The organism is Methylobacterium sp. AMS5 (genome assembly GCF_001542815.1).
GTDB lineage: Bacteria > Pseudomonadota > Alphaproteobacteria > Rhizobiales > Beijerinckiaceae > Methylobacterium.
In genome coordinates this window covers 2,999,168-3,023,965 of the sequence record NZ_CP006992.1, presented here as the reverse complement: position 1 = coordinate 3,023,965, position 24,798 = coordinate 2,999,168, and the positions used below count along the sequence as shown (strand labels likewise).

At 69.4% G+C, this 24,798-nt stretch carries 25 protein-coding genes; 16 read left to right on the top strand and 9 right to left on the bottom strand.

Annotated elements, in window-relative coordinates:
* Nucleotides 1–80: 80 nt before the first annotated feature.
* The 5 genes from lgt (at nucleotide 81) to Y590_RS13465 (ending at nucleotide 5,195) form a co-directional block, all read left to right on the top strand.
* A complete protein-coding gene (lgt, locus tag Y590_RS13485) occupies nucleotides 81–971 on the top strand; it encodes a prolipoprotein diacylglyceryl transferase (protein ID WP_060770295.1) in 891 nt (296 codons plus the stop codon).
* A gap of 2 nt (nucleotides 972–973) precedes the next feature.
* Complete coding sequence (locus Y590_RS13480) at nucleotides 974–2,077, top strand: class I SAM-dependent methyltransferase (RefSeq protein WP_060770294.1); 1,104 nt, start codon at nucleotides 974–976, stop codon at nucleotides 2,075–2,077.
* Between the two features lie 26 nt (nucleotides 2,078–2,103).
* On the top strand, nucleotides 2,104–2,871 hold the full coding sequence (gene pgeF, locus Y590_RS13475) for a peptidoglycan editing factor PgeF (RefSeq protein ID WP_060770293.1): 768 nt from the start codon (nucleotides 2,104–2,106) through the stop codon (nucleotides 2,869–2,871).
* Nucleotides 2,872–3,268: 397 nt separating this feature from the next.
* A complete protein-coding gene (locus Y590_RS13470; RefSeq protein ID WP_060770292.1) occupies nucleotides 3,269–4,141 on the top strand; it encodes an outer membrane protein in 873 nt (290 codons plus the stop codon).
* Nucleotides 4,142–4,469: 328 nt separating this feature from the next.
* Entirely contained in the window at nucleotides 4,470–5,195 is a 726-nt protein-coding gene (locus tag Y590_RS13465; RefSeq protein ID WP_060770291.1) for a DUF2076 domain-containing protein, read from the top strand.
* Nucleotides 5,196–5,274: 79 nt separating this feature from the next.
* On the opposite strand, the gene Y590_RS13460 is transcribed toward Y590_RS13465, so the two are convergent.
* Nucleotides 5,275–5,985: a L,D-transpeptidase gene (locus tag Y590_RS13460; protein ID WP_060770290.1), complete on the bottom strand. Its 711-nt coding sequence runs from the start codon at nucleotides 5,983–5,985 to the stop codon at nucleotides 5,275–5,277.
* 229 nt (nucleotides 5,986–6,214) lie between these two features.
* Between Y590_RS13460 and Y590_RS13455 the strand changes: the two genes are divergently transcribed.
* From Y590_RS13455 to Y590_RS13435, 5 genes are all read left to right on the top strand, one after another.
* Complete coding sequence (locus Y590_RS13455; RefSeq protein ID WP_060770289.1) at nucleotides 6,215–6,940, top strand: protein phosphatase CheZ; 726 nt, start codon at nucleotides 6,215–6,217, stop codon at nucleotides 6,938–6,940.
* Between the two features lie 95 nt (nucleotides 6,941–7,035).
* Nucleotides 7,036–9,084, top strand: coding sequence for an excinuclease ABC subunit UvrC (gene uvrC / locus Y590_RS13450; RefSeq protein WP_060770288.1), 2,049 nt, complete (start codon nucleotides 7,036–7,038; stop codon nucleotides 9,082–9,084).
* 85 nt (nucleotides 9,085–9,169) lie between these two features.
* Complete coding sequence (gene pgsA, locus Y590_RS13445) at nucleotides 9,170–9,769, top strand: CDP-diacylglycerol--glycerol-3-phosphate 3-phosphatidyltransferase (RefSeq protein ID WP_135298602.1); 600 nt, start codon at nucleotides 9,170–9,172, stop codon at nucleotides 9,767–9,769.
* A 54-nt stretch (nucleotides 9,770–9,823) separates the two neighbouring features.
* Nucleotides 9,824–10,075 carry a molybdopterin converting factor subunit 1 gene (gene moaD / locus Y590_RS13440; protein WP_060772289.1) on the top strand — a complete coding sequence of 84 codons (252 nt, stop codon included), beginning with the start codon at nucleotides 9,824–9,826 and terminating at the stop codon, nucleotides 10,073–10,075.
* Between the two features lie 144 nt (nucleotides 10,076–10,219).
* Nucleotides 10,220–11,392, top strand: a complete 1,173-nt coding sequence (locus tag Y590_RS13435; protein ID WP_060770286.1) for a TMEM43 family protein — start codon at nucleotides 10,220–10,222, stop codon at nucleotides 11,390–11,392.
* A 24-nt stretch (nucleotides 11,393–11,416) separates the two neighbouring features.
* Here the strand turns inward: Y590_RS13435 and Y590_RS13430 are convergent, their stop codons facing one another.
* Nucleotides 11,417–12,346, bottom strand: a complete 930-nt coding sequence (locus tag Y590_RS13430; protein ID WP_060770285.1) for a metal ABC transporter substrate-binding protein — start codon at nucleotides 12,344–12,346, stop codon at nucleotides 11,417–11,419.
* 219 nt (nucleotides 12,347–12,565) lie between these two features.
* Between Y590_RS13430 and Y590_RS13425 the strand changes: the two genes are divergently transcribed.
* From Y590_RS13425 to Y590_RS13405, 5 genes are all read left to right on the top strand, one after another.
* On the top strand, nucleotides 12,566–13,099 hold the full coding sequence (locus Y590_RS13425; RefSeq protein WP_060770284.1) for a Spy/CpxP family protein refolding chaperone: 534 nt from the start codon (nucleotides 12,566–12,568) through the stop codon (nucleotides 13,097–13,099).
* Between the two features lie 120 nt (nucleotides 13,100–13,219).
* Entirely contained in the window at nucleotides 13,220–15,010 is a 1,791-nt protein-coding gene (locus Y590_RS13420) for an ABC transporter ATP-binding protein (RefSeq protein WP_060770283.1), read from the top strand.
* Between the two features lie 81 nt (nucleotides 15,011–15,091).
* Complete coding sequence (locus tag Y590_RS13415; RefSeq protein WP_060770282.1) at nucleotides 15,092–16,132, top strand: aldose epimerase family protein; 1,041 nt, start codon at nucleotides 15,092–15,094, stop codon at nucleotides 16,130–16,132.
* A gap of 89 nt (nucleotides 16,133–16,221) precedes the next feature.
* Nucleotides 16,222–16,782, top strand: a complete 561-nt coding sequence (locus Y590_RS13410; protein WP_060770281.1) for a GbsR/MarR family transcriptional regulator — start codon at nucleotides 16,222–16,224, stop codon at nucleotides 16,780–16,782.
* Between the two features lie 53 nt (nucleotides 16,783–16,835).
* The gene (locus Y590_RS13405; protein WP_060770280.1) at nucleotides 16,836–17,531 is read left to right on the top strand and encodes a DUF4166 domain-containing protein; all 696 of its coding nucleotides are present in this window, start codon (nucleotides 16,836–16,838) and stop codon (nucleotides 17,529–17,531) included.
* A gap of 17 nt (nucleotides 17,532–17,548) precedes the next feature.
* Here Y590_RS13405 and rsfS read toward each other — a convergent pair whose 3' ends face one another.
* The 4 genes from rsfS to proB all read right to left on the bottom strand — a co-directional run bounded on the left by rsfS (nucleotide 17,549) and on the right by proB (nucleotide 21,377).
* The gene (gene rsfS, locus Y590_RS13400) at nucleotides 17,549–17,851 is read right to left on the bottom strand and encodes a ribosome silencing factor (RefSeq protein ID WP_003600601.1); all 303 of its coding nucleotides are present in this window, start codon (nucleotides 17,849–17,851) and stop codon (nucleotides 17,549–17,551) included.
* 356 nt (nucleotides 17,852–18,207) lie between these two features.
* Complete coding sequence (locus tag Y590_RS13395; protein WP_060770279.1) at nucleotides 18,208–18,765, bottom strand: nicotinate-nucleotide adenylyltransferase; 558 nt, start codon at nucleotides 18,763–18,765, stop codon at nucleotides 18,208–18,210.
* 55 nt (nucleotides 18,766–18,820) lie between these two features.
* A complete protein-coding gene (locus Y590_RS13390; protein ID WP_060770278.1) occupies nucleotides 18,821–20,119 on the bottom strand; it encodes a glutamate-5-semialdehyde dehydrogenase in 1,299 nt (432 codons plus the stop codon).
* Nucleotides 20,120–20,243: 124 nt separating this feature from the next.
* Nucleotides 20,244–21,377, bottom strand: coding sequence for a glutamate 5-kinase (gene proB, locus Y590_RS13385; RefSeq protein ID WP_060770277.1), 1,134 nt, complete (start codon nucleotides 21,375–21,377; stop codon nucleotides 20,244–20,246).
* 270 nt (nucleotides 21,378–21,647) lie between these two features.
* On the opposite strand from proB, the gene Y590_RS13380 reads away from it, so the two are divergent.
* Nucleotides 21,648–22,022, top strand: coding sequence for a response regulator (locus Y590_RS13380; protein ID WP_060770276.1), 375 nt, complete (start codon nucleotides 21,648–21,650; stop codon nucleotides 22,020–22,022).
* Between the two features lie 92 nt (nucleotides 22,023–22,114).
* Here Y590_RS13380 and Y590_RS13375 read toward each other — a convergent pair whose 3' ends face one another.
* From Y590_RS13375 to ftsE, 3 genes are all read right to left on the bottom strand, one after another.
* Entirely contained in the window at nucleotides 22,115–22,819 is a 705-nt protein-coding gene (locus tag Y590_RS13375; protein WP_060770275.1) for a YdcF family protein, read from the bottom strand.
* 229 nt (nucleotides 22,820–23,048) lie between these two features.
* The gene (locus tag Y590_RS13370) at nucleotides 23,049–24,029 is read right to left on the bottom strand and encodes a cell division protein FtsX (protein WP_060770274.1); all 981 of its coding nucleotides are present in this window, start codon (nucleotides 24,027–24,029) and stop codon (nucleotides 23,049–23,051) included.
* Entirely contained in the window at nucleotides 24,026–24,727 is a 702-nt protein-coding gene (gene ftsE / locus Y590_RS13365; RefSeq protein WP_003600594.1) for a cell division ATP-binding protein FtsE, read from the bottom strand. Before ftsE ends, Y590_RS13370 begins: the two co-directional genes overlap by 4 nt.
* Between the last annotated feature and the right edge of the window lie 71 nt (nucleotides 24,728–24,798).

The following is a 24,798-nucleotide window of genomic DNA, read 5'->3' as shown; positions in this document are numbered from 1 at the left end:
GGGCCGTGCCTTGACGCCCCCTGCGGCGCGGGTCCAATGCGGCGCGCATTCCAAAACCGTCAGCCGCTCGTGGGCCGTCGATGCCGCCGCTTCTCGCCCTCCCCTTCCCGGCCATCGATCCGGTCGCGGTCTCGATCGGACCGGTCGAGATCAAGTGGTACGCCCTGTCCTACATCGCGGGGCTCGTCGGCGGCTGGTTCTATGCGCGCCGGCTGGTCGCTGCGGATTCGCTCTGGGGGGTGGTCAGGCGCCCGACACTCGCCGACATCGACGACCTGATCGTCTGGGTCGCGCTCGGCGTCGTGCTCGGCGGGCGGATCGGCTACGTGCTGTTCTACAACCTGCCGCTCTATCTCGATCACCCGATGGAGATCCTGGCGATCCGCAATGGCGGCATGTCGTTCCACGGCGGGTTCCTCGGGGCGATCCTGGCGCTGCTGCTGTTCGCGCGCGCGCGCGGCCTCAACGGGTACACGATGCTCGACATCGCCGCGGTGGTGGTGCCGGTGGGGCTGTTCTTCGGGCGCATCGCCAATTTCGTGAACGGCGAATTGTGGGGCCGCGCCGCGCCGGACTTCCCCTATGCCGTCGTCTTTCCCACGGGGGGCGACGTGCCGCGCTACCCGAGCCAGCTCTTCGAGGCCGCCACGGAAGGCTTGCTGCTGTTGGTCGTCATGGCGCTCGCCGTGCGCCGCTTCGGTTTCCGCAAGCCGGGGCTGCTCGGCGGCATCTTCGTCCTCGGCTACGCGCTGGCGCGGACCTTCTGCGAGTTCTTCCGAGAGCCGGACCGGCAGCTCGGCTTCCTGTTCGGGCAGGACGTCAACGCGCTCGGCGGCGGCGTGACCATGGGGATGCTGCTCTGCGTGCCGATGGCGCTGGTTGGGCTCGTCTACATCGTCCTCGCCGCCCGCGGGGTGACCCGGCCCCGGAAGACGGGACCGGAGATCCAGGCCGAAGCGGGACAGATCTGAGCGTGAGCCCCGAGGCGACGCCGCTGCTGGCGATCCTGGCGCGGGAGATCCGCGCGAGCGGACCGCTCGGCCTCGACCGCTACATGGCGCTCTGCCTCGGGCATCCGCTGCACGGATACTATGCCACGCGCGATCCCTTCGGCCGGGGGGGCGATTTCGTCACCGCGCCGGAGATCAGCCAGATGTTCGGCGAACTGATCGGCGCCTGGGCCGCCGCGGTTCTGGCGATGTTGCCGGCGACGGCTCCGGGCGCACGTCCCTGCCTCGTCGAACTCGGGCCCGGCCGCGGCACGCTGATGGCCGACGCGTTGCGGGCGCTGCGCGCGGCCGGAAGCGACTTCGATCTCCACCTCGTCGAGACCAGCCCGGTGTTGCGCCGGCTCCAGGCGGAACGGCTCGCCGACGCCGCGCCGACCTTCCACGACTCTGTGGCGAGCCTGCCGGACGCGCCGCTTCTCGTCATCGCCAACGAGTTCTTCGACGCCCTCCCCGCCCGTCAGTTCGTCCGGACGGAGCTTGGCTGGTGCGAGCGCCGCGTCGGTCTTACGCCGGAGGGCGACACCCTGGCCTATGGCCTCGACCCGGAGCCCGATCCGCGTCTCACGGCGGAGGCGCCGGAGGGCGCGGTGCTGACCCTGCCGAGCCAGGGGCTCGCCTTGATGCGCGATCTCGGGCGCCGTCTCGTCGTGCGGGGCGGCGCCCTCCTCGCGATCGATTACGGGCATGACCAGCCCGGCTTCGGCGACACCTTCCAGGCGGTTGCCGGCCACCGCTTCGCCGACCCGCTCGCCCGGCCCGGCGAGGCCGACCTGACGCTGCATGTCGATTTCGGCGCGCTGGCCCGCGCGGCGGCCGCGGAAGGCGCCGCCGTGCACGGCCCCGTGACGCAGCGCGATTTCCTGCTGGGGCTCGGCCTCGCGATGCGCGCCGAGCGGCTGAAGGCTCGCGCGACGCCGGATCAGGCGCAGGCGATCGACGCCGCCGCCCTCCGCCTGACCGACCCGGACCCGCCCGGCATGGGCGCCCTGTTCAAGGTGCTCTGCGCCAGCCACCCCGCGCTCGGACCGCTTCCGGCGCTCCCGCCCCGTCCCGACTCTCCTGCCTGAGCCATCCTGAAAGAGCCTGCGAGACCATGTTCATCGAAGCGCCCGAGCTCAGCTCGCACTCTTATGTCCGGCACGCCTTCTTCACCCGGCAGGGTGGCGTTTCGGAAGGGCTCTATGCCTCGCTGAACGGCGGAATCGGCTCGAACGACGATCCGGCACGGATCGCCGAGAACCGGGCGCGGATGTGTGCGCAGCTCGGGCTCCCGCGCGAGAACCTCGTCAGCCTCTACCAAGTGCATTCGGCCGAGGTCGTGACCGTCGAAGCGCCCTTCGCGCTGGCTGAGCGTCCGAAGGCCGACGCCATGGTGACGCGGGTGCCCGGCCTCGCGCTCGGCATCGCCACGGCCGATTGCGGTCCGATCCTGTTCGCCGATCCGGAGAACCGCGTTGTCGGCGCGGCCCATGCCGGCTGGAAGGGCGCGCTCGGCGGCGTCGTCGAGGCGACGGTCGCGGCCATGGAGGCGCTCGGTGCCGAACGCCGGAGCATCGTCGCCGTCCTCGGGCCGACGATCGCGCAAGCCTCCTACGAGGTCGGCCTGGACTTCATGGAACGCTTCCGGGCCGAGGTACCCGAATGCGAGACCTTCTTCGAGGAAGGGCGGCCGGGCCACGCGCAGTTCGATCTGCCGGGTTTCATTCTCGGGCGGTTGGCTCAAGCCGGTATCGGCGAGGCGACCTCGCTCGGCTTGTGCACCTACGCCGACCCCGACCGGTTCTACAGTTTCCGTCGCACCACGCATCGGAACGAGCCGGATTACGGGCGCCTAATCTCGGCGATCGCGTTGACGCCGTGAGGGTTTTTCCCGGGGATCTCACAAAAGTCGTTGTATCCGTGCAACGCCGGTCGGGAGGGTGCCCGTAGCCAAGCTTTTGTGCGCTGAAGCACTCGCATACCGCACTGCATCCATCGTAAGTCTCGCCCTGTCGCGGAACGCCGTGGTTGCATCCCTGCGACAATCTGTCCGGAAGCGTAGCCAAAAAAAGCTCGGCCGTATGTGAACCTTGGCCGTTCGGCAGCGTTTCCCGGTTGGAACGACGGCGGACGAAGACCACCGCCACAAAGGGGCCGCCTTCGAGACGGTCGGCGTGGTCAAGCCGCAACAGCATCTTTCGAGATGCTGGCATAGATACGGGGCACCGTGCCGCCTCGCTTCTTCGGAAGCATCGGTACAGTCAGAGAGGACCAGAGTAATGAAATCCTTCCTTCGCGCCGGCACGGCCATCGCCGGCATCGCCTTCGCCGGTTCGGCGCTCGCTGCCGACCTCCCGCGCCGCGCGGCTCCGCCGCCGGTGTTCCAGCCGGTGCCGGTGTTCACCTGGACGGGCTTCTATGCCGGTTTCAACGCCGGTTACGGCTTCGGCACCCAGGACGACCGCGTCCCGACCGTGATCGGCGTCGGCCCGGCCTCCCTGCTCGTGCCCCCGGGCACCACCGCCGTGGTGGCCTTCAGCAACCGCGAGTCCAACGAAGGCTTCGTCGGCGGCGGTCAGATCGGCTACAACTACCAGTTCACCCCGGGCTCCGGTGTCGTGATCGGTGTCGAGGCCGACGCCCAGTACGCCGATTTCGGCCGTGACCGGAACCGCTTCCTCTCGACCAGCCCGCTGGCCGCCCAGCAGGTGTTCAACCCGGCCGGCCTCTCGGGCCTCGACTTCTTCGGCACCGTCCGCGGTCGCCTCGGCTACGCCTTCGACCGCACCCTCGTGTACGGCACCGGCGGCTTCGCCTACGGCTCCGGCGGCGGTCGTGAGTTCGGCACCGGCGTGTCGAGCAACGACTTCCAGACCGGCTGGGCCGCGGGTGGCGGTATCGAGTACGCTCTCCCGACCGACTCGTTCCTGAACTTCTTCAAGTCGTCGGCCGTGACGCTGAAGGTCGAAGGTCTGTACGTGAACCTCGACCGCGGCACCGGTGGCCGTGGCGCCTTCGCGACGGACAACCAGGGCCGCACGGTCTCCATCGGCAGCCCGGGCACCGTGCTCGTCAGCGGTGGCCAGCAGATCCGCGACACCGAGTTCGCCGTCGTCCGCGCCGGCCTGAACTACAAGTTCGGCTCCTACTAGGATCCGGATCGCCGGCGGTCCCTCACCGGACCGCCGGACCTCCCCCAGAAGAGCCCGGCCTCGCGCCGGGCTTTTTTTATGCCCGTTCGGGGGGCCGTCGCGGATACGGATCGGCCTTTCACGCGCGGGTAATCGACGCGAGACCCCTGACAAAAGCTCGGCTGGTCCCCATCTCCTAGAGCGCATCCGGACGACGCGGTCACCGGCTCGTCGAAAGAATGCGCGTCAAAACAACGACCTAGAGACGACGGCCTGATGCGATCAGGTCGGATACGGTTCTAGCCGCCGCGCGGTCACGATGCCGTCGGCGCCTCAGGGAGACGGCTCCATGAACAGCGAAGAACGCGACATCATCAACGGCATCTTCCAGCGGCTCGAACAGGCGTCCGGACAGGCCCGCGACGCCGATGCGGAGCGCTTCATCGCCGAGAAGCTTCGCAACCAGCCTTACGCACCCTACGCCATGGCGCAGCTCATCTACGTGCAGGAAGAGGCGATCAAGAGCCTCAACCAGCAGCTCGAACAGGCACGCCAGCAGGCTCAGTCCCAGCCGGCCGGCGGCGGTGGCTTCCTGTCGAGCATCTTCGGTGGCGGCCAACGCTCCGAACCGCAGCGCCCCGCCGGCCAAGCCTGGAGCCAGCAGGGCGGCTACGGCCAGCAAGGCGGGTATGGCGGTCCGCAGGGCGGCCCGCAGCAGGGCTATGGGGGCGCTCCGCAGGGTGGACCCTGGGGCGGCCAGCCTCAGCAGCCCGCACGCGGCGGCGGCTTCCTGGCCACGGCCCTGCCGATGGCAGCGGGCGCAGCGGGCGGCATGCTGCTCGGCAGCGCGCTCTCCAACGCCTTTGCCGGCGGACATTCCCAGCTCGGCAGCGCCTCCGCGGCGGGCTTGGCTGGCGGTGAGACGGGCGGCGGTATGTTCGGTGGCGGTGGCGATCAGGATCTCGGGTCGGCGCTCGGCGGCGGCGACGGTGGCTTCCAGGACGCCTCATTCGGTGGCGGCGGCGATGATTTCGGCGGCGACCTCGGCGATGGCGGGGACGACGACTGGGCCTGATCCCGCCCGAACGCCCTGAAGACTCGCGAAGCCCGACGCCGCTCCCACGGCGCCGGGCTTCTGCTTTTGACGGATGACGTCAGATGACCTCGACGCGGGTGCCGACCGGCGTGCGCTCGTAGAGGTCGATCACGTCTTCATTCATCATGCGGATGCAGCCCGAGGAGACGTTCTGACCGATCGTGTGCGGCTCGTTGGTGCCGTGAATGCGGTAGAGCGAGGTGCCGAGATACATCGCGCGCGCTCCGAGCGGATTCTCCGGGCCCCCCACCATGTGGCGGGGAAGGTCGGGGCGTCGCCGGAGCATTTCGGCGGGCGGCGTCCAATCGGGCCATTCACGCTTGGCCGAGATCGTCTTCGCGCCGGTCCAGACGAAGCCCGGTCGTCCGACGCCGATGCCGTAGCGGATGGCCTGCCCGGCCGACTGTATGAGGTAGAGATACTTGGCGTTCGTATCGATCACGATCTGGCCGGCCCGTCCCGGCCCGTCATAGGCGACGACCTGCCGGGCGAAGCGCGGATCGACTGCCCGCGCAATCCGACCCTCCTCGGGTGCCGGCCCCGTCGGCAGCGCCGCGAACCGGGCGCGCGGCTGCATGACGGCCACCGGCCGCGGCTCGCCGAGAGCGCCGTAACCGTCCACGGCGGGGCGCCGGGTCGGGCCGTGCCCGTCCCCCGTCATCAGGAACTCAATGAAGCCGCCGCCGTAGCGGCCCGGCTCCGCCCGCGCCACCACGCTCGAACCCATCACCGCCAGCGCCGCCAGCGCCACGCTCCACTTGCCCCGCATCCCCGGCTCCCAACCTGCCCATGCAATGCGGCAAGTCTTTTCCGGGTCGTGCCTGCGGGCGATGAACGGACGTGGTGAACAATTCTTTCCGAGGCTCGAGCCCCCGCTAAGTCCGGGTCGTCGTCAACGAGCCGTAAATGCCGTCGCTCCGCTGGAAAATTTCAGCAAATCGAAACCACTGCACGGGATTGTATCAAACGAGATTTTTGCTCGAAGGCCTGTCGGACCGATGATCACCAAACGCTACCGCATCGAGGAAAGCCTGGGCTTGCCCGTTCCGGCGGCCGGTATCTCTGCGGCTCCGGCGGAGTCAGCGCCGAACCCGCGGCTCGACGAGATCCTGACGGCGATCAACGACCTGCGTCGCATCACGCAGGCCAGTGCCGGCGAGACCATCGAAGCCTGCCGCCGCGAACTCAGCGAAGCGTTCGCCATGCGCCACGAACTCGAGGTGATGAAGGAAGCGATCACCCGCACCAAGGGCGAGATCGCGAGCCTCCACCGCTCCGAGACCACGGGCAAGGGCATGCGCCGCGTCGCCGGCGAACTCGATGCTGTGGTCGAGTCGACCGAAGAGGCCACCTCGACGATCCTCGGCAGCATCGAGCGGATCGAGACCAACGCCAACATGATGCGCGGCCTGCGTCTGCCCAAGGCGGCGCAGGAGGGGATCGACGGCATCCTCGACAACGTCGTCTCGGCCTATGAGGCCTGCAACTTCCAGGATCTGACCGGTCAGCGCATCAGCAAGATCGTCAACGTGCTGAAATTCGTCGAGGAGCATCTCGACCGCGTCATCGAGGCCTGGAGCAACCTCGAAGGCTTCCGCGACCTGCTCGCCGTCGAAACGGCCGCGGTCGACGAGAACGACGAGAGCTCGCTCCTCAACGGACCGAAGCTTCAGGACGATCCCGGCCACGTCGATCAGTCGGACATCGACGCCCTGTTCGACTGACGCCCCGCGTCTCAGGGCCATCGCCGCAGGCGATTGTCCCGCCTCAGGCCACCGCGGCCCTTTCAACCGGAATCGGCGCGGCTTACATCGGAGCCATGAGCCGCGCGACCCGATCCGCCTTCGACGACGTCCCGCCCGACGGGTTCGACGAGGACGAGACCGAGGCTGCCTCCCTCGACGAGGCGCCCGAGATCGACTTCGATTTCGAGCCCGGTGCCGTCCAGGCGGGCACCGAGATCATCCGCCGGTTCTGGTCGACCCTGCCGACCTCGCCGGGCGTCTACCGGATGTTCGACGCCAAGGGCGACGTGCTCTATGTCGGCAAGGCCAAGAACCTGAAGGCCCGCGTCGGCTCCTACGCCCGCGGTCAGGCGCATTCCAACCGCATCGCCCGCATGATCGCCCAGACGGCGGCGATGGAGTTCGTCACCACCGCGACCGAGACCGAAGCGCTGCTGCTGGAGGCCAACCTCATCAAGCAGCTGAAGCCGCGCTTCAATGTGCTGATGCGCGACGACAAGTCGTTCCCCTACATCCTGCTGACCAGCGACGGGCCGGCGCCGCAGATCGTCAAGCATCGCGGCGCGCGCCGCCGGAAGGGCAATTACTACGGCCCCTTCGCCAATGTCTGGGCGGTCAACCGCACGGTCAACGCGCTCCAGCGCGCCTTCCTGATGCGGACCTGCTCGGACAGCTATTACGAGAACCGCACCCGGCCCTGCCTGCTCTACCAGATCAAGCGCTGCTCCGGCCCCTGCACCGGCGAGATATCTTCCGAAGACTACGTCGCCTTGGCCGACAACGCGCGAGCCTTCCTGTCCGGCAAATCCAACGCCGTGAAGGACCGGATGCGCGAGGAGATGCAGCACGCCTCCGAGGCGCTCGAATTCGAGCGTGCCGCGCGGTTCCGCGACCGCATCGCCGCGCTCTCGGCGATCCAGGGCACGCAGGGGGTGAACACCCAAGGGGTCGAGGAGGCCGACGTGTTCGCCATCGACGAGCAGGCGGGCCAGTTCTGCATCGAGGTGTTCTTCTTCCGCAACTTCCAGAACTGGGGCAACCGCGCCTACTTCCCCAAGGCCGACCGCTCGATGAGCGTGGACGAGGTGCTGGCCTCGTTCATCTCGCAGTTCTACGACGACAAGCCCGCTCCCCGGCTCGTCCTCGTCAGCCACACGATCGAGGACGCCGAACTCGTGGCCGCCGCCCTGTCGAGCCGGGTCGAGCACCGCGTCGAGGTCCACCAGCCGCAGCGGGGCGAGCGCAAGAACCTCGTCGATTACGCGCAACGCAACGCCAAGGAGGCACTCGGGCGCCGGCTCGCCGACACCGCCTCGCAGGGCAAGCTCCTGACGGCGCTGGGCCAAGCCTTCGGCCTCGACAAGCCGCCCCGCCGTGTCGAGGTCTACGACAACTCGCACATTTCCGGCACGGCGGCGGTCGGCGGCATGATCGTTGCCGGGCCGACCGGATTCATGAAGACGCATTACCGCACCTTCAACATCAAGTCGGAGGAGCTGACCCCCGGCGACGATTTCGGGATGATGCGCGAGGTGCTGACCCGCCGCTTCAAGCGGCTGGCCAAGGAGGCGCCGCGCACCCCGCAGGAGGGCGAGGCCGGCGAGTCTCAGGCTCCGGAGCAGGCCGTTCCGGCCGTGGTCGAGGTGCCCGACGATCCCGACGCTTTTCCGGCCTGGCCCGACCTCGTTCTGATCGACGGTGGCGCCGGACAATTGGAGGCGGCCCGCGCCTCGCTTGCCGAGATCGGCGTGACCGGCGTGCCGCTGGTCGGCATCGCCAAGGGCCGCGACCGCGATGCGGGCCGCGAGACGTTCTTCGTGCCCGGCCGCAGCCCGTTCAAGCTGCCGCCGCGCGATCCCGTGCTCTATTTCGTGCAGCGCCTGCGCGACGAGGCCCACCGTTTCGCCATCGGCACCCACCGGGCACGGCGCAAGCGCGAGATGACGAAAAACCCGCTCGACGAGATCGCCGGGATCGGCCCCACTCGCAAGCGCGCGCTGCTGCACCATTTCGGCACGGTGAAAGCCATCGAACGCGCCGCCTTGGAGGATCTCGCCAAGGCGCCGGGCGTGAACGCCGCCACCGCGCGGGCGGTCTACGACTTCTTCCATGCCAATGCTTGAGCCGAGCCCCGTGCCGAGAGAGCCCGCACCCGATGCAGCAACGCCGCGGTTGACGCCCCCCGCCGCCCGTGATTTCACCCCGCCGATGAACGCCGTCCTCCCCCGACGCCGGTCGCAGGCCTGGACGCTCGCGAACTGCCTCACCTACGGCCGCCTCGTCGCGGTGCCGGTCGTCGTCGTCCTGCTGTTCTGGCCGGACGAGTTCGCCGCACGCTGGACCGCCTTCGGTGTGTTCGTAGCCGCCGCGATCACCGACTATCTCGACGGCTACGTCGCCCGCGCCTGGGCGCAGAGTTCGGCGCTCGGGCGGATGCTCGATCCGATTGCCGACAAGCTCCTCGTTTCCGCCCTCCTTCTGATGCTGGCGGCCGACCGTACCATTGCCGGCATGTCGCTCTGGGCGGCCATCGTCATCCTGTGCCGCGAGGTGCTGGTTTCCGGCCTGCGCGAGTATCTGGCGGAGTTGAAGGTCGGTCTGCCGGTCAGCCGCATCGCGAAGTGGAAGACGACGGTCCAGCTCATCGCCCTCGGCTTCCTCGTCGCCGGCCCGGCCGGCGAGGCCGTCATTCCCGGCAGCCTCACCGTCGGCATCGTCCTGCTCTGGCTCGCCGCAGCCCTCACGCTCTACACCGGCTGGGACTACATGAGGGCCGGGATCCGGCACGTGATCGACGATCCACGCTGATTGTGTTGGGATTCTTTGGCGCGGCGCTTCGCGGCGCCGCCGGGGATGCATGCGATGAAGCTCGTCTATTTCGCCTGGGTGCGCGAGCGCGTCGGCAAGCCCGAGGAGACGGTGAGCCCGCCCGAGGGCGTCGCCACCGTCGCCGACCTGATCGGCTGGCTGAAGACGCGGGGCGAGGAATACGCCTACGCCTTCGAGAATGAAGGCGTGGTGCGCGCGGCGATCGACCGGGTCCATGCCAAGCCCGGCAGCGCCATCGCCGGGGCGCAGGAGATCGCCTTCTTCCCGCCGATGACGGGCGGCTGAGACCGGGCCGCCGCGAGGGGACGATACACCGATCTCTGGGACGCCGGGTCAAGACAAACCGGCCGCCGGCCCGCCGATCCTGCGCTACGGTCACCGCGTGACGCGCGACGCCTTCGGCACCGCGCCGGAGGCGGGTGACGGGCCATGGCGGATCAGGACGACATCTTCGCGAATTCTTCCGATGCCGATGCGGTGGCCGCACCGCAGGGCTTCGGAGAACGGCTTGGCGGCAGCTTCGTGGCGATTCTGTTCGGGATCGTCCTCGTTCCGCTCGCCTGTTTCGGCCTGTTCTGGAACGAGGGACATGCCGTCCACGTCGCCAAGGCGCTGGCCGAGTTGGGTACGGTCGTCCGCTCGATCCCGACCGACCGGCGCGACCCCGCTCTCGACGGCAAACCGGTCCACATCGCCGGGACCGTGACGAGTGCTGCGGGCGTGGCCGACACGCAGGTCGGCCTGCATGTTCCGGGCATCCATCTCGATCGGCAGGTCGAGATGTACCAGTGGCGCGAGTCCGAGTCCGGCAGCGGCCAGGACCGGAAATACACCTATCGGCGCGAATGGTCGGCACACCCGATTGCGTCGGACCGTTTCCACGCGCCCTCCGGCCACCAGAACCCGTCCTTTCCCGCGATCCGGTCGCGCCACCTCGGGGCGGCGGATGCGCGAATCGACGCCGTTCCGGTCGGTGCGCAGGCGGCGCAGATGCTTGTCGCCGACGAGCCCGTGGCGGCCGATGCCGCGGGCGCCGCCGCTCTCGCCCGCGCGACCGGCCGTCCGGCGATCGTGGATGGCGGTGCCTACTTCGTCGGTCGCGACGCCGCCGAGCCGAAGGTGGGCGACTTGAAGATCCTCTATCATCGAGCGCCGGAGCGGCCGGCGTCCTTCATCGGCCGGCAGGAGGGCACGGGCCTCACGCCCTTCCGTACGACGAACGGCGAGGAGATCCTGTTGGCCGAACCCGGAACGCTCTCGGCCGAGGCACTCATCGCCAGGGGCCACGAGGACAACCGGGTGATGACCTGGATCCTGCGAATCGCCGGAATGGTGGTGCTGCTGATCGGCTTCGGCCTGTTCTTCGCGCCAGTGAACCTGCTCGCGAGCCTCGTCCCGTTGCTGGGAAGCGTCGTGGCGGGGGCGACCTTCCTGATCGCTCTGGCCGCGACCCTGCTCGTCGGGCCGACCGTGATCGCGCTGGCATGGCTGGCCTACCGGCCGTTGCTCGCCCTCGGCATCATCGCCGCGGCGCTCCTCGTGGCCGGCGGGCTTTTCGCCCTGCGCCGGCGCCGGACCATGCCGCTTCTGGCGCCGGCCTGATCCCCGGAAGGATGCGACGCCCCGTCAGCTCAGCGCGTCCCGGAACGCGCTGAGATTGGCGCGCATCATCTCGAGATAGCCGGGGGCCGGCCCCCCCGGCGCGCTCAGCGCGTCGGAGTAGATCCGCCCGCCGACCTTGGCGCCGCTTTCGCGGGCGATCTGCTGCATCAGCCGCGGGTCGGCGATGCTCTCCACGAACACCGCCGGCACCTTGTCCCGGCGGATCTGGCGGATGATGCGGGCGACATCCTTCGGGCCGGCCTCGCTATCCGTGGAGATGCCCTGCGGCGCCAGGAAGCGCATGCCGTAGGCGGCGCTGAAATAGCCGAAGGAATCGTGCGTGGTGATGATCCGACGCCGCTCTTCCGGGATCGCGCCCAAAGCCGCGCGGATCTCCGCGTCCAGCGCGTCGAGCTTCTGCGTGTAGGCGGCGGCGTTCGCGGCGTAGAGCGAGGCGTGGTCCGGGTCGGCGGCGCTGAGGCCGTCGCGGATGTTGGCGACGTAGAGCTTGGCATTCGCCACGTTCTGCCAGGCATGCGGATCGGGGTGGTCGCCGTGATCGTGTCCGTGATCCTCGGCGTGATCGTGGTCGTGGCTGCCCGCGACCGTCTTCACCCCCTTGGAGGCGACGGTGACCGGCGCCTTGGTGCCCGAGGCCTTGATCAGCCGCTCCATCCAGCCCTCGAAGCCGAGGCCGTTGACGACGACGAGATTCGCCTCGGCCAGCTTGCGGGCGTCGCCCGGCGTGGGGGAATAGCCGTGAGCGTCTGCGTCCGGCCCGACGAGGCTCGTCACCGCGACCTGCTCGCCGCCGACCTGCGCCACGAGATCGGCCAGGATCGAGAAGGTCGCCACCGCCTTCAGCCGCGCGCCGTCCGCCGCGGCCATCGACGGCGCGAGGCCGAGCCAAACCAGAACCACGATCGCGACGCCGCGCCCCACGCCCAAACCCATACCGAAAACTCCTCCGCTCAGCCGTAGTAATAATGTAACATTATCACATCTCCAAGGGCTGGGTTGAGATGGAGCCGCGGAGAACGGGCCGGGCTGCCAACATGGAGAAGGTTTCATGGAGCAGACACAAACCGGAGACGCGCGGACACATGCGAGAGAAGGGGCGGACGCATCCTCTCAGGGTTGGGGCACGGGCCCTTGAATGATGGAAGATGTGTCATGACCAAGCCGAACCTGAGCAAGCGAAGCGTGGCCGGGCTCCTGCTGGCAGGGCTGGCGGTCCTCGGTGCGGCCGGCTTCGGGTCCGCGGCGGTGCGCGCCGGTGATCGGGGCGGCCCCTTCGCGGACGGCCCCCACGGCCATCGGCACGGGCATTGGGCGGCGCTCTCGGCCGAGGACCGGGCCGCCTTCACCGACGCCCGCATCGCCGGCCTGCATGCGGGCCTGAAGCTGAACCCCGAGCAGGAGGCGTTGTGGCTGCCGGTCGAGACCGCTCTGCGCGATCTCTCCAAACAGCGGGACGCCCAACGCGAGGCGCGGCGCGGGCGCGGCAGGATGACCGAGGACGCCCCTGCGGCACTCCGCGCGATGGCGGATGCGGCCACCGCCCGCGGCGAGGCTCTGCGCAAGCTCGCCGAGGCCAGCACGCCGCTCTTCGCCAGCCTGGACGAGGGCCAGAAGCGCCGCGCCATGGTGCTCGCCCGGCCGATGCGTCCGTTCGGCGAGCATCGGCACCGGCACGGGGGCGAGTAGCGCTCGCGCGGAGGCCGGGTTTCAAGGCAGGCAACCGCCCGCGCTTGATCCACGGCCCTTACGGCTGCAAACACCGCGGGCCCCGGCGTTCCGCCGGGGTCAGCACAGACACGGTACAAGATGGCGCGCCGGCCGCTCCTGAGAGGCGACACCCTTCCCCTGCTCGGGCGGCTCTGGCGGGAGTGGCTCGCCCCCCACCGCGCGACGCTCGCGGTGGTCCTCGTGCTCATCACCGTCGTCGGCGTGGCGACGGGGCTCTACCCCGCTCTCATCAAGGCCGCCTTCGACGCGTTCGACCGGAAGGACATGAGCGCCCTGGCCTACGGCCCGCTCATCGTCATCGCGGTCACGTCCGCGCGCGGCTTCGCCCTGTTCGGGCAGACGGTGCTGACCAACCGGGTCGTCACCCGCGTCGAGGCCGACATGCAGGCCGCGCTCTACGCCCACCTGATCGATGCCGACCTCGCCCAGCTCGGCCGCGAAAGCCCGGCGGCCTTCACCCAGCGCTTCACCACCGACTTCGCCTTCATCAAGGAGGCGTTGACCCGCATCTCGACGGTGCTGCTGCGCGATGTGGCGATGCTGGCCGCACTGGTGATCGCACTGGTCTGGATGGACCCGCTGCTGACGCTCGCCGCCGCGGTCACGGCCCCTCTCGTCGCCGGCCCGGTCAACCGGATCGGCAAGCGGCTGCGCCAGGTCTCGACCACGACCCAGGAGCAGATGGGCGCGACCGCGAGCCTCATCACCGAGAGCCTCCAGGGCGCCCGCGTCGCCAAGACCTATGCCCTCGAAGGTTATCTCAAGGACCGCGCGGCGCAGGCTCTGGACGAGGTGCGCCGCCTGAAGATGAAGGCGGCCAACGCGCGCGGACGGCTCGACCCGCTGATGGAGATCGGCGGCGGTCTCGCCGTGGCGGGCGTGCTGGTGCTGGTGGGCCAGCGGGTGATGTCGGGCGACCGCACCGTCGGCGACTTCACCGGCTATGTCGCCGCGCTCCTGCTCGCCGCGCAGCCGGCCCGGGCGCTCGGCACCCTCAACGCCATCCTGCAGGAGGCCGCGGCGGCGCTGACGCGCTACTTCGCCCTGATGGACGAGCAGCCGACGATCCGCGAATCCGCGGCGGCCCGTCCGCTCACGGTAACGCGGGGCGAGATCCGCTTCGAGAACGTGCATTTCCGCTACCGGGCCGATGCGCCCGCCCTCGAGGGCATCGACCTCGTGGTGCCCGCGGGCTCGACCACGGCACTCGTCGGGCGTTCCGGCTCCGGCAAATCCTCCCTGCTCAACCTCGTCCCCCGGCTTCAGGACGTGACGGCGGGCCGGGTTCTCATCGACGGCACCGACGTGCGCGACGTGACCATCGCCTCCTTGCGTGCGGCGATCGCGGTGGTGTCGCAGGAAGTGGTGCTGTTCGACGATACCGTCGCCGCCAATATCGGCTTCGGCCGGCCCGGCGCGACGCAGGACGAGATCGAGGCGGCGGCGCGGGCCGCGGCGGCGCACGGTTTCATCACGCGTCTGGGCGAGGGTTACGCGTTCCGGGTCGGGCCGGGCGGCGGCCGGCTCTCGGGCGGTGAGCGCCAGCGCATCTCGCTCGCCCGCGCCTTCCTCAAGAACGCGCCGATCCTGCTCCTCGACGAGGCGACCTCCGCCCTCGATTCCGAATCCGAGCACCTCGTGCAGGAGGCGCTGGAGCGGCTGATGCGCGGGCGCACGACGCTGGTCATCGCCCACCGCCTCTCGACCGTGCGCGAGGCGGGCCGCATCGCGGTGCTGGAGGCCGGCCGGGTGATCGAACGCGGCCGCCACGACGAACTGGTGGCCGCAAGCGGGACCTATGCCCGCCTGCACCGGCTGCAATTGTCGGACGATTCCGGCGTATCGCCAGCGCAGGCGGCCCCCGTCTGACAGCGGTGGCATGAATCGACCGGCCCCGTGCGACCCGCACGGCCTCTCGCGCGTAATTCCCGGTCATGGCGGGAGACAGGGATGCGGCCAGAGCCGTTCGGAACGACGCGGGCGGGTGAGCGCGTCACGCGGCACACCCTCGCCCGCGACGATCTGCAGGTCCAAGTGATCGATTACGGCGCGATTCTCACCGCCATCGAAGTGCCGGACCGGGAGGGCCGCCGCGCCAACGTCGTCCTCGCCCTCGATACGGTGGAGGGCTACGAGACCGTGAGCCCACATTTCGGGGCGATTGCCGGGCGTTACGCCAACCGCATCGCCAGGGGGCGCTTCACCCTCGACGGCACCGCCTTCGAACTGCCGATCAACGAGCCGCCCAACTCCATGCATGGCGGTCCCGAGGGTTTCGCCAAGCGCCTGTGGCAGGTGTCGGAGGTGGATGAGACGCGCATCGTGCTGAGACGGCGCAGCCCCGACGGCGAGGAGGGCTTTCCGGGCAATCTCGACGTCGAGGTCGTCTACAGCCTGCCCGAGCCCGGAACGCTGCGCATCGATTACCGCGCCGAGACCGACCGGCCGACAGTGCTGAACCTGACCAATCACAGCTACTTCAACCTCGCCGGCGAGGGCACGGGCGATGTGATGGGTCATGTCGTGCAGATCGTCGCCGACGCCTACGCGCCGACGGACGCGACGCAGATCCCGACCGGAATCATCACGCCGGTCGCCGGCACGCCCTTCGATTTCCGCGAGCCCACGCCGCTTGGTGCGAACATCCGGCAGGGTCACGAGCAGATCGTGATCGCGGGCGGATACGACCAGTGCTTCGCTCTGCGAGGAGCCGTCGGCGCGCTGCGTCCGGCCGCCTCCTGCTTCTGCCCGGCCAGCGGGCGGCGCCTCGATCTTGCGACGACCCAGCCGGCGCTGCAGCTCTACAGCGGCAACAATCTCGACGGCTCGCTGGTCGGCCCGTCCGGCCGCACCTACCGCTCGGGCGACGGCGTCTGCTTCGAGACGCAGGGGTTTCCCGATGCGCCGAACCATCCGAACTTTCCGAGCACCGTCCTGAGGCCGGGAGAGGTCTTCACCGCGATCAGCACTTACCGCTTCTCGGTCGGCTGAGCGGACGCGCACCCTTCACGAAGCAAGGAAAGACGCGAGCGTGGACCGGGACGCTTGACATCCATCTCGTCTGGTCTGAAATTTCTGTCATGACAGAAATTTCAGACCAGACGCAAACCCTCGCCCCCGCAGTGGAGCGGTTCATCCTCCATTGGGGGGATCTCGGCGGGCAATGGGGCGTGAACCGCTCCGTCGCTCAGATCCACGCCCTGCTCTACCTCGCCGACAAGCCGCTCGCGGCGGAAGACATCGCGGGGACGCTCGGTATCGCCCGCTCGAACGTCTCGAACTCGCTGAAGGAATTGGCGGGCTGGAACCTGATCCGGCGGGTGCCGGTGCTGGGCGAGCGGCGGGACTTCTTCGTCGCCGAGACGGACCTGTGGGAGATGGTCACCCGCATCGCTGCCGGCCGCAAGGAGCGGGAGATCGACCCGGCGCTCAAGGCCCTGCGGGAATGCGTGGCCGAGGCGGAAGGCGATCCTCGGGTCGGGGCGGTGGCCGGGCGGCGACTCAAGGCGATGCTCGATTTCACCCAGACGCTCGACGGCTGGTACGCGCAGATGTTGAACGTGCCCCACAACACCCTGGCCAAGCTGATCCGGCTCGGCGGACGTATCGTCCGCTACCTGCCCGTGAAATCCGAGACCTGATCCCCCGCCGGTTGGGGGTCCGCCGTCCGGGAGCGTGTTTGAGGAGGCCCTTGATGCCCGCCGCCGGCAAAGCCGCCATCCCGATTGCAGCCCCGATCCGCCCGGCGGAACTGTTCGATCTGCGTTTTCGCGCGCTGGTGCCCGAGGCGGATTGGGCGCGGCTGCCCCCTGCCGTGCGGCGGCGTTTCTCCAAGCGGCTCGGCGAGGGCGAAAGTGCGGTCTATGCCGGGCGGGTGGTCGAGACCCATCTGACCCGGCTCGGCTGGTTGCTCGCTCAGGCCTTGCGCCTCGTCGGCGCACCGCTGCCGACAGCTCGGATCGCCAACGTGCCGAGCGTGGTCGCCGTCACCCAGGACGGCGCCGGCAACGGGCAGATCTGGACGCGGCTCTACGCCCGTGGCTCAGGCTTTCCGCAGACGATCCACTCGGCCAAGCGCTTCCGGGGGCCGACCGGGCTGGAGGAGCGGGTCGGCGCCGGGCTCGGCATGAGTCTGCGGGTTCTGGTCGAGGATCGGGCGCTGGTGTTTCGCAGCGAGCGCTACTTCATCGACTTGCCGGGCTTCCGGCTCATCCTGCCGCGATGGCTGACGCCGGGCACCCTGACGGTCAGCCACGGTGCCACCGGCGCCCGCGCCTTCCGATTCGTTCTGGAGATCCGTCACCCGTGGTTCGGCCGGCTGCTGCGCCAGGAGGCGGAGTTCTCCGACCAAGTCGATGCGCGCGACGAGGTGACCGCCGCGCTGCACTGATCGAGCCTGATCGAGGCTCAGCCTGCCAGAAGTGCGCCCGAAGGCCGGTCGGCGCCCCAGATCTTCTCGAGGTTGTAGAAGCCGCGGACTTCCGGGCGGAAGATGTGGACGAGGATGTCGCCCGCATCGATCAGCACCCAGTCGCAGGCCGGCATGCCCTCGACGCGGGCATTGCCGAATCCCTTGGCCTTCATCTCCTGGATGATCTTGTCGGCGATCGAGCCGACATGGCGTTGCGAGCGGCCGGACGCGATGATCATCGTATCGGCGAGCGAGGTCTTACCCGCGAGGTCGATCTCGACGGTTTCCTCGGCCTTCATCTCATCGAGACATCCGAGGGCCAGGGCCTTCAGCGCGTCGGAGGAAGCGGGCTCGGCATCGGAGCTGACGGCGACGTGTGGAATGTGTGCGGACAGGGTCTCGATTCCCGAAGATCAATTCGCGGCGGTCCCGCCACGCGCTGAAATTGGCCGCTTTCGGCCCACTTTTCAAGCGGAAGAAGCGCCCTAAGGCTCGTGTGCCGCGATTGGGGAGGCAAAACGTGGCTTCGCGCGCCCATATGATGGACGTTTTCGCGACCGATCGGAGGACGGGCACGCCGCGAGCGGGCGCCGTACGGTGCCGGGTCGTCTCGGGTCGGCGAATTTCGACGTCATGTCGTCGGCAGGAGGCCCCGTCACCGCGTGCGCAGAGCGGTGGAGGACAACGCGGAGCGCGGACCGTGCAGGAAGGTCCAGGCCGGCGTGGGGCGGATCGCCAGGGTGGGGGCGTCCGCTTCCGGAATTCGGGCCGATGCGAAAGCCTGCGCCGCCCGCGCCGAAGAAGCCGTCAGGGTGTAACCGGGCCGGTCGATCACCGCGACCGGCATCAGCGACAGGATCTCGTCGAAACGGCGCCAGCGATGGAAGGTGCCGAGCGAATCCGCACCCATGATCCACACGAAGTGAAGGGCCGGCCGGCGCCGGACCAGCCAGCGCAGCGTATCGGCGGTGTAGCGGCTGCCGATCCCCCTCTCGAAGCCGGTGACCGCGATGCGCGGATCGGTGGCGAGCGCCCGCGCCTGCGCCACCCGCTCGTCCAGCGGGGCGAGCACGCCATGGTCCTTGAGCGGGTTGCCGGGCGTGACGAGCCACCAGACCCGGTCGAGCCGAAGGCGCCGCAGGGCGGTGCGGCTGACATGCAGGTGCCCTGCATGCGCCGGGTTGAAAGAACCGCCGTAGAGGCCGATCCGCATGCCGGGCGCGGCCGGCGGTAGCCTGTGATCGCGCAGAGGAACCGCCGTCAGCGCGTCACGGCCGCGTCTGGCCGCTGCCGTGGACGCGGTACTTGAAGGTGGTGAGCTGCTCGACGCCGACCGGGCCGCGGGCATGCATCCGCCCGGTGGCGATCCCGATCTCGGCGCCGAAGCCGAACTCGCCGCCATCAGCGAACTGCGTCGAGGCATTGTGGGTCACGATCGCCGAATCGACTTCATTGAGGAAGCGCGCGGCGGCCTCGGTGTCGTCGGTGATGATCGCGTCGGTGTGGTGCGAGCCGTTGGCCTCGATATGAGCGATCGCCGCATCGAGCCCATCGACCACCTTCGCGGAGATGATCGCGTCGAGATACTCGGTGCGCCAGTCCGCGTCGGTCGCCGCACTCACCCGCGGGTCGGCGGCTTGCGTCGCCGCGTCGCCGCGCACGGCACAACCGGATTCGAGCAGCGCCTCGACCAGCGGCTTGAGGTGGGTCTGCGCCACCGCCGCATCGACGAGCAGCGTCTCGGCGGCGCCGCAGATGCCGGTGCGCCGCATCTTGCTGTTGAGGAGCAGGCTGCGCGCCATGCCGAGGTCGGCGCCTTCGGCCACGTAGACGTGGCAGATGCCGTCGAGATGGGCGAAGACCGGCACCTTGGCTTCGGCGTGGACGCGCTCCACGAGGCTGCGCCCGCCGCGGGGCACGATCACGTCGACGCAGCCGCCGAGACCGGTGAGCATCAGGCCGACCGCTGCCCGGTCGCGGGTCGGGACGAGTTGGATCGCATCCGCAGGCAATCCGGCGCGGGCGAGGCCCTCGCTCATCGCCGCCGCGATAGCGGTCGCGGTGCGGTGTGAATCCGAGCCCGCGCGCAGAATCGCGGCGTTGCCGGCCTTGAGGCAGAGCGCGCCGGCATCCGCCGTCACGTTGGGGCGGCTCTCGAAGATGACGCCGACAACGCCGAGCGGCACCGAGATGCGCTCGATCAATAGACCGTTCGGCCGCTCGAAGGCGGCGAGCTGGCGTCCGACCGGATCGGCCAGGCCCGCGACCTTCTCCACCGCCTCGGCGATCGCCGCGACCCGACCCTCGTCCAGGGTCAGGCGGTCGATGATCGCCTTAGTGAGGCCCGCGGCCTGCGCGGCGGAGACGTCCCGCGCGTTCTCGCGCAGGATCGCCGGGGCGCTGGCGCGGATTTGCTCCGCGATGGCCCGCAGGCCCAGATCCTTGGTCTGCGCCGGCGCGAGCGCCATGGCCCGGCCGGCGGCGCGGGCGCGCCGGCCGATGCCGGCCATCAGCGTCTCGAGGTCGTCGGCGTCCGCGAGATCGGACTTGAGATTCAGGACAGGCACGTTCCTGCTTCCCGTCTGGCACCGCTGGTGCGGCGCGATTGCGCATTTGAATGCATATGCACCCTCCCGCGCCCCTTTGCACATCGCCTTGGGGTTGAACAAGCGTCGATGTGAAGTTGCCGCGTCAGGCCCCGATCATTGCAAGGTCGTCGCGGTGGATCATTTCCGTGCGACCGGCTTGGACCGAGGCGGCGGCGATCTCGCGGCTGGAGCGGCCGATGATGGCGGCGGCATCTGCGCTGTCATAGGCCACGAGCCCCCGCCCGAGGATGCGCCCCTCGGGTCCGCGGATCAGCACGGTGTCGCCCTTGGCGAAGCTTCCCTCGATGGCGGTGACGCCCACCGGCAGCAGGCTCGCCCCGCCCTGAAGCGCGCGGGCGGCGCCGGCATCGACCACGAGGGTGCCGGAGGCCTCCAGCGAGCCCGCGATCCAGGTCTTGCGCGCGGCGGTGGGGGTCGAGCCCGACAGGAACCACGAGCAGCGTCCGCCCTCTCGCACCACGCGCAGCGGATTTTTTCCGCGCCCGTCGGCGATGACCATGTGGGTGCCCCCGCTGGCGGCGATCTTGGCCGCCTCGACCTTGGTGCGCATGCCGCCGCGGGACAGATCGGAAGCGGGCCCCCCGGCCATCGCCTCGATCTCCGGGGTCACCCGCTCGATCACCGGCAGGTGGCGCGCTTGCGGGTCGCTGTGAGGCGGCGCGGTGTAGAGGCCGTCGATGTCGGAGAACAGCACCAGCACGTCGGCCCCGATCATGGTGGCGACCCGCGCCGCCAGTCGGTCGTTGTCGCCGTAGCGGATCTCGGCGGTCGCCACCGTGTCGTTCTCGTTGACGACCGGGACCGCGCGCACTTCGAGAAGCTTCTGCATTGTCGCGCGGGCGTTGAGGTAGCGGCGGCGCTCCTCGGTGTCCTTCGGCGTCACAAGCACCTGTCCCGCGACGATGTCGTGGTGACCGAGCGCCTCGGTCCAGTACCGGGCGAGCGCGATCTGGCCCACCGCCGCCGACGCTTGGCTCTCCTCCAGGCGCAGCGCACCGGGCGGAAGGCCCAGCACCGTGCGGCCGAGCGCGATGGCGCCGGAGGAGACGACCACGACATCGACGCCGCGACCGTGCAGATCGGCGATGTCCTCGGCGAGCGCGGCGAGCCACGCGTGACGCAGGCGTCCCCGCGCGCGATCCACCAGGAGGGCCGAGCCGACCTTCACGACGACGCGGCGGAAATCTTCGAGAGCGGGAGGGAGGAGCGCGGTCATGCGACAGTCGTTACGGGGAGCCTGGCGAGTGCTGGTGCCGAAGACGGTTCCTGTGCATCAAACGTCCGGTCCTGGCCAGATCCTTGCCGCACATCAGCCGGCCACCGAATTCAGGGTCATACAATTTCTAGGTGCTTTTTCGCCAACGAGTGATACGTCATGCACGCTGGCTCATTTTAATCATGTTCTTTGAATTGATGGTGCCGAAAAGGGGCTTCACGCGAAGCCCGCGCGCATCTCGACGCGCTTCGAATCGGAGGAAGTGCCCCGTTGCCGGTCAGTGCCCTCGTGAACCGCTGCGTTCTGATCGTCGAGGACGATTACTTCTGGGCCGATGAATTGCGCCGGGGCTTGGAGAAGGCCGGGGCGGTCGTTCGCGGCCCGGTCGCCAGCATCGAGGCGGCCCTGGATGCCCTTGGTTCCGATGGCGCCGTGGACGGCGCGATTCTCGACCTCGGTCTCAGGGGCGAGCGCGCCTACGCCGTCGCCGAGCGTCTGATTGTCCGGCGCACACCCTTCCTGTTCGTGACGGGCTACGACGCGGGTTCCATTCCGGATGCCTACGCCGCCGTTCCACGGTTCGAGAAGCCGGTGACATTCGATACGATCTTAAGGGCGTTGAGCGCGCTGATGCCCCCCGCCTGACCCCTCCCGCCTGCTTCTCGGCTTTGGCGGCGGCATAGCCGACCTGAATCGTCGGCACGCCTTGCTGGCCACGGGCGGGGCCGCCGCGCCGGTCAGTTCGCCTCGCGTAGCAACCGTTCGGCCACGACCTTCACCGGTTGGCGGCGCCCGATCAGTACGGCGAAGCGTGACTGCTCCGGGTCGGACTCGAAACGGGTCCGTCCCCAGGCGACCAGAAATTTGAGATATTCGGCCCCGAGCAGACGGGTGGCCGCCGGATCCGCCCACCAGCGGCCGACATCGAGCCCATCGGAGACGACGGGATAGGGGATCAGCGTCTCGCCGTCCTTCAGGGCATGCCGCAACTCCACCAGGGTGCGCGGCATGTGATAGTTCGACGTCACGACCACGACGGTGCCGAAGCTGTGGCGCCGCATCCAGCGCCGGGTCTCGATGGCGTTGCCGATCGTGTTGCGCGCCCGGTAGTCGAGATCGACGCAGCAGGTGATCCAGTGCTCCTGTGACGGATTGAGGCGCACGATCTCCTCGCGGGTGGTGCGCTCGTTGACGCCTGAGATCAGCAGCCGCCTGCCATGGCCCTCCGCCAGCAGATCGATGGCATCGCCGACGCGTTGCGAGCCCCCGGTCATGGCGACGACGCCATCGACGCCGTCCAGGCTCGGCCGGTCGGTTCGCTCGACCACCGCGACGAAAGCGAGGAAGCCGCCCGCCAGAGCGAGCAGACCGAGGAGGGAGAGGCCGACGAAGGCCCGAAGGAGCCGGATGCCGCGCCGCGGCCGCGCCGGGTTCTCAGTCATTCGAGCCGCGGAGGGCTGCGACGATGCGTGGGCCGACAGGTCCGCCGCCCAGGACCATCCGAGCGCCTCGCGGTGGGATTCGTTTGGGAGCCGGCCCGGGCCGGCCGCCTGTCGGCGGGGCACTCGCGGAAGCATGACGGACGGAACAGGGGCTCATGAACGGTGTCGGTGCCGAGACTCTCGGTTCTCAATGGTTGTCGAAACGTTAACGGGTTCAATCGACCCGACTCTATCGGAGGAACCGGCGTACGGTGAAGCGCGACACGGCCGCCGTGACGAGGGACGCGATCACGCCGATGAACACGATGATCGCGTAACCCCGCCAGCCGATCTGGAACGTCCCGAACAGCGCCTCGATCTCCTCGCCAGCCGGTCCCGAGCGCCACATCCGGGCGAACAGGCCGGCGAGCGCGCAGGTCAGCAGCGCGGCGCCCGCACCCAGCGCCCCTCCCCTCAAGCCTAAGCGGAAGAAGCGGCTCTGGAAGGCCTTGGCGATGTAGTCGTCGTCGGCGCCCACGAAGTGCAGCACCTCGACCACCTCGCGGTTTCCGGCCATGGCGCCGCGGGTGGCGAAGACCACGGCGAGCCCGGTGGCGAACAGGACGAGGAGGACGATGCCGATGCCGATGCCGGCGAAGGTGTTGGCCATGGTCGAGAGTCGCTGGAGCCAGAGCGCGTGGTCGTCGAGGCTCGCCACGCCCGGAAGCGCCTCGGTGAGCGCGGCGCGCAAAGCCGCGAGGTCGGGGCTTCGGTCGCTCGCGAGCGTCAGCGCGATCAGACGCGGAACCGGCAGGTCCGACATGTCGAGGCCACTTCCGAGCCAGGGTTCGAGCAGCCGCTCGGACTCCGCCTTGGAGAAGATGCGCGCACCGACGATGCCCGGCGCGGCGCGTGCGAGGCTTTCGGCCCGCTTCACGTCCGCCTCGATGTCGCGCCCGGCTCCGGGCCGGATCTGCACCGTCATCTCCTGCGCGACGCTGCCCTGCCACTGGCTGGCGCTGGAGACGGCGATTTCCGCCGCACCCGCGCAGAGCGCCGCGAGGAAGGTGAGGATGGCGATGACCGCCGCCAGCGCCCGGCTCGCGGCGGAATCGGTCGGCACCAGGGGGGCGTTGCGACGCAGGTTGGCCGGAAGCGGCGCCTCGGATGCGGAGGCCGCCGCTTTCGCCGCAGCTGCGCCGCTCCGGGCGGGGGAGCGCACCTCGCTCATGGGCCTTCCACCCGCAGCCTGCCGTCGGCGAGCACCATGCGGCGCGCCTCGACGAGATCCATCAAGCCGTAATCGTGGGTGGCGATCACCACGGACGTGCCGAGCCGGTTCAGCTCCATGAACAGCCGCAGCAGGCGCCGGGCGAGGCTCGGATCGACGTTGCCGGTCGGCTCGTCGGCCAGCAGCAGTTCCGGCCGCGCGATCAACGCCCGCGCGATCGCCGCGCGCTGCTTCTCGCCGCCCGACAGGAGCGGCGGCAGGACGTGCATGCGCTCGCCGAGGCCCACCCAGCGCAGCAATTCGACGACCTCCGCCCGGTAGCTCGCCTCCGCCCGCTCCTGCACGCGCAGGGGCAGGGCCACGTTCTCATAGGTCGTCAGGTGATCGAGCAGGCGGAAATCCTGGAACACCACGCCCATGCGGCGGCGCAAGCCCGTGAGCGCGTCGTTGGAGATCCCGCTCACCTCCCGGCCGAACACCGAGACGATGCCGCGGGTCGGGCGCACGGAGAGCAGGATCAGGCGCAGCAGCGTCGTCTTACCCGCTCCGGACGGGCCGGTGAGGAACTGAAAAGAGTGCGGCGCGATCTCGAAGCTCACATCGGACAGCACCTCCGGCCCGAGGCCGTAGCGCATGCCGACGCTCTCGAACCGGACGACGGGCTCCTCCGCGCCGGACAGGAGGCTGCCCGTTTTCATCCCAGCCGACAAGGACCGCTCACTCCACGCTTCGCACGCGACACATCACCCTGTGCCATACCCGGCTTCAC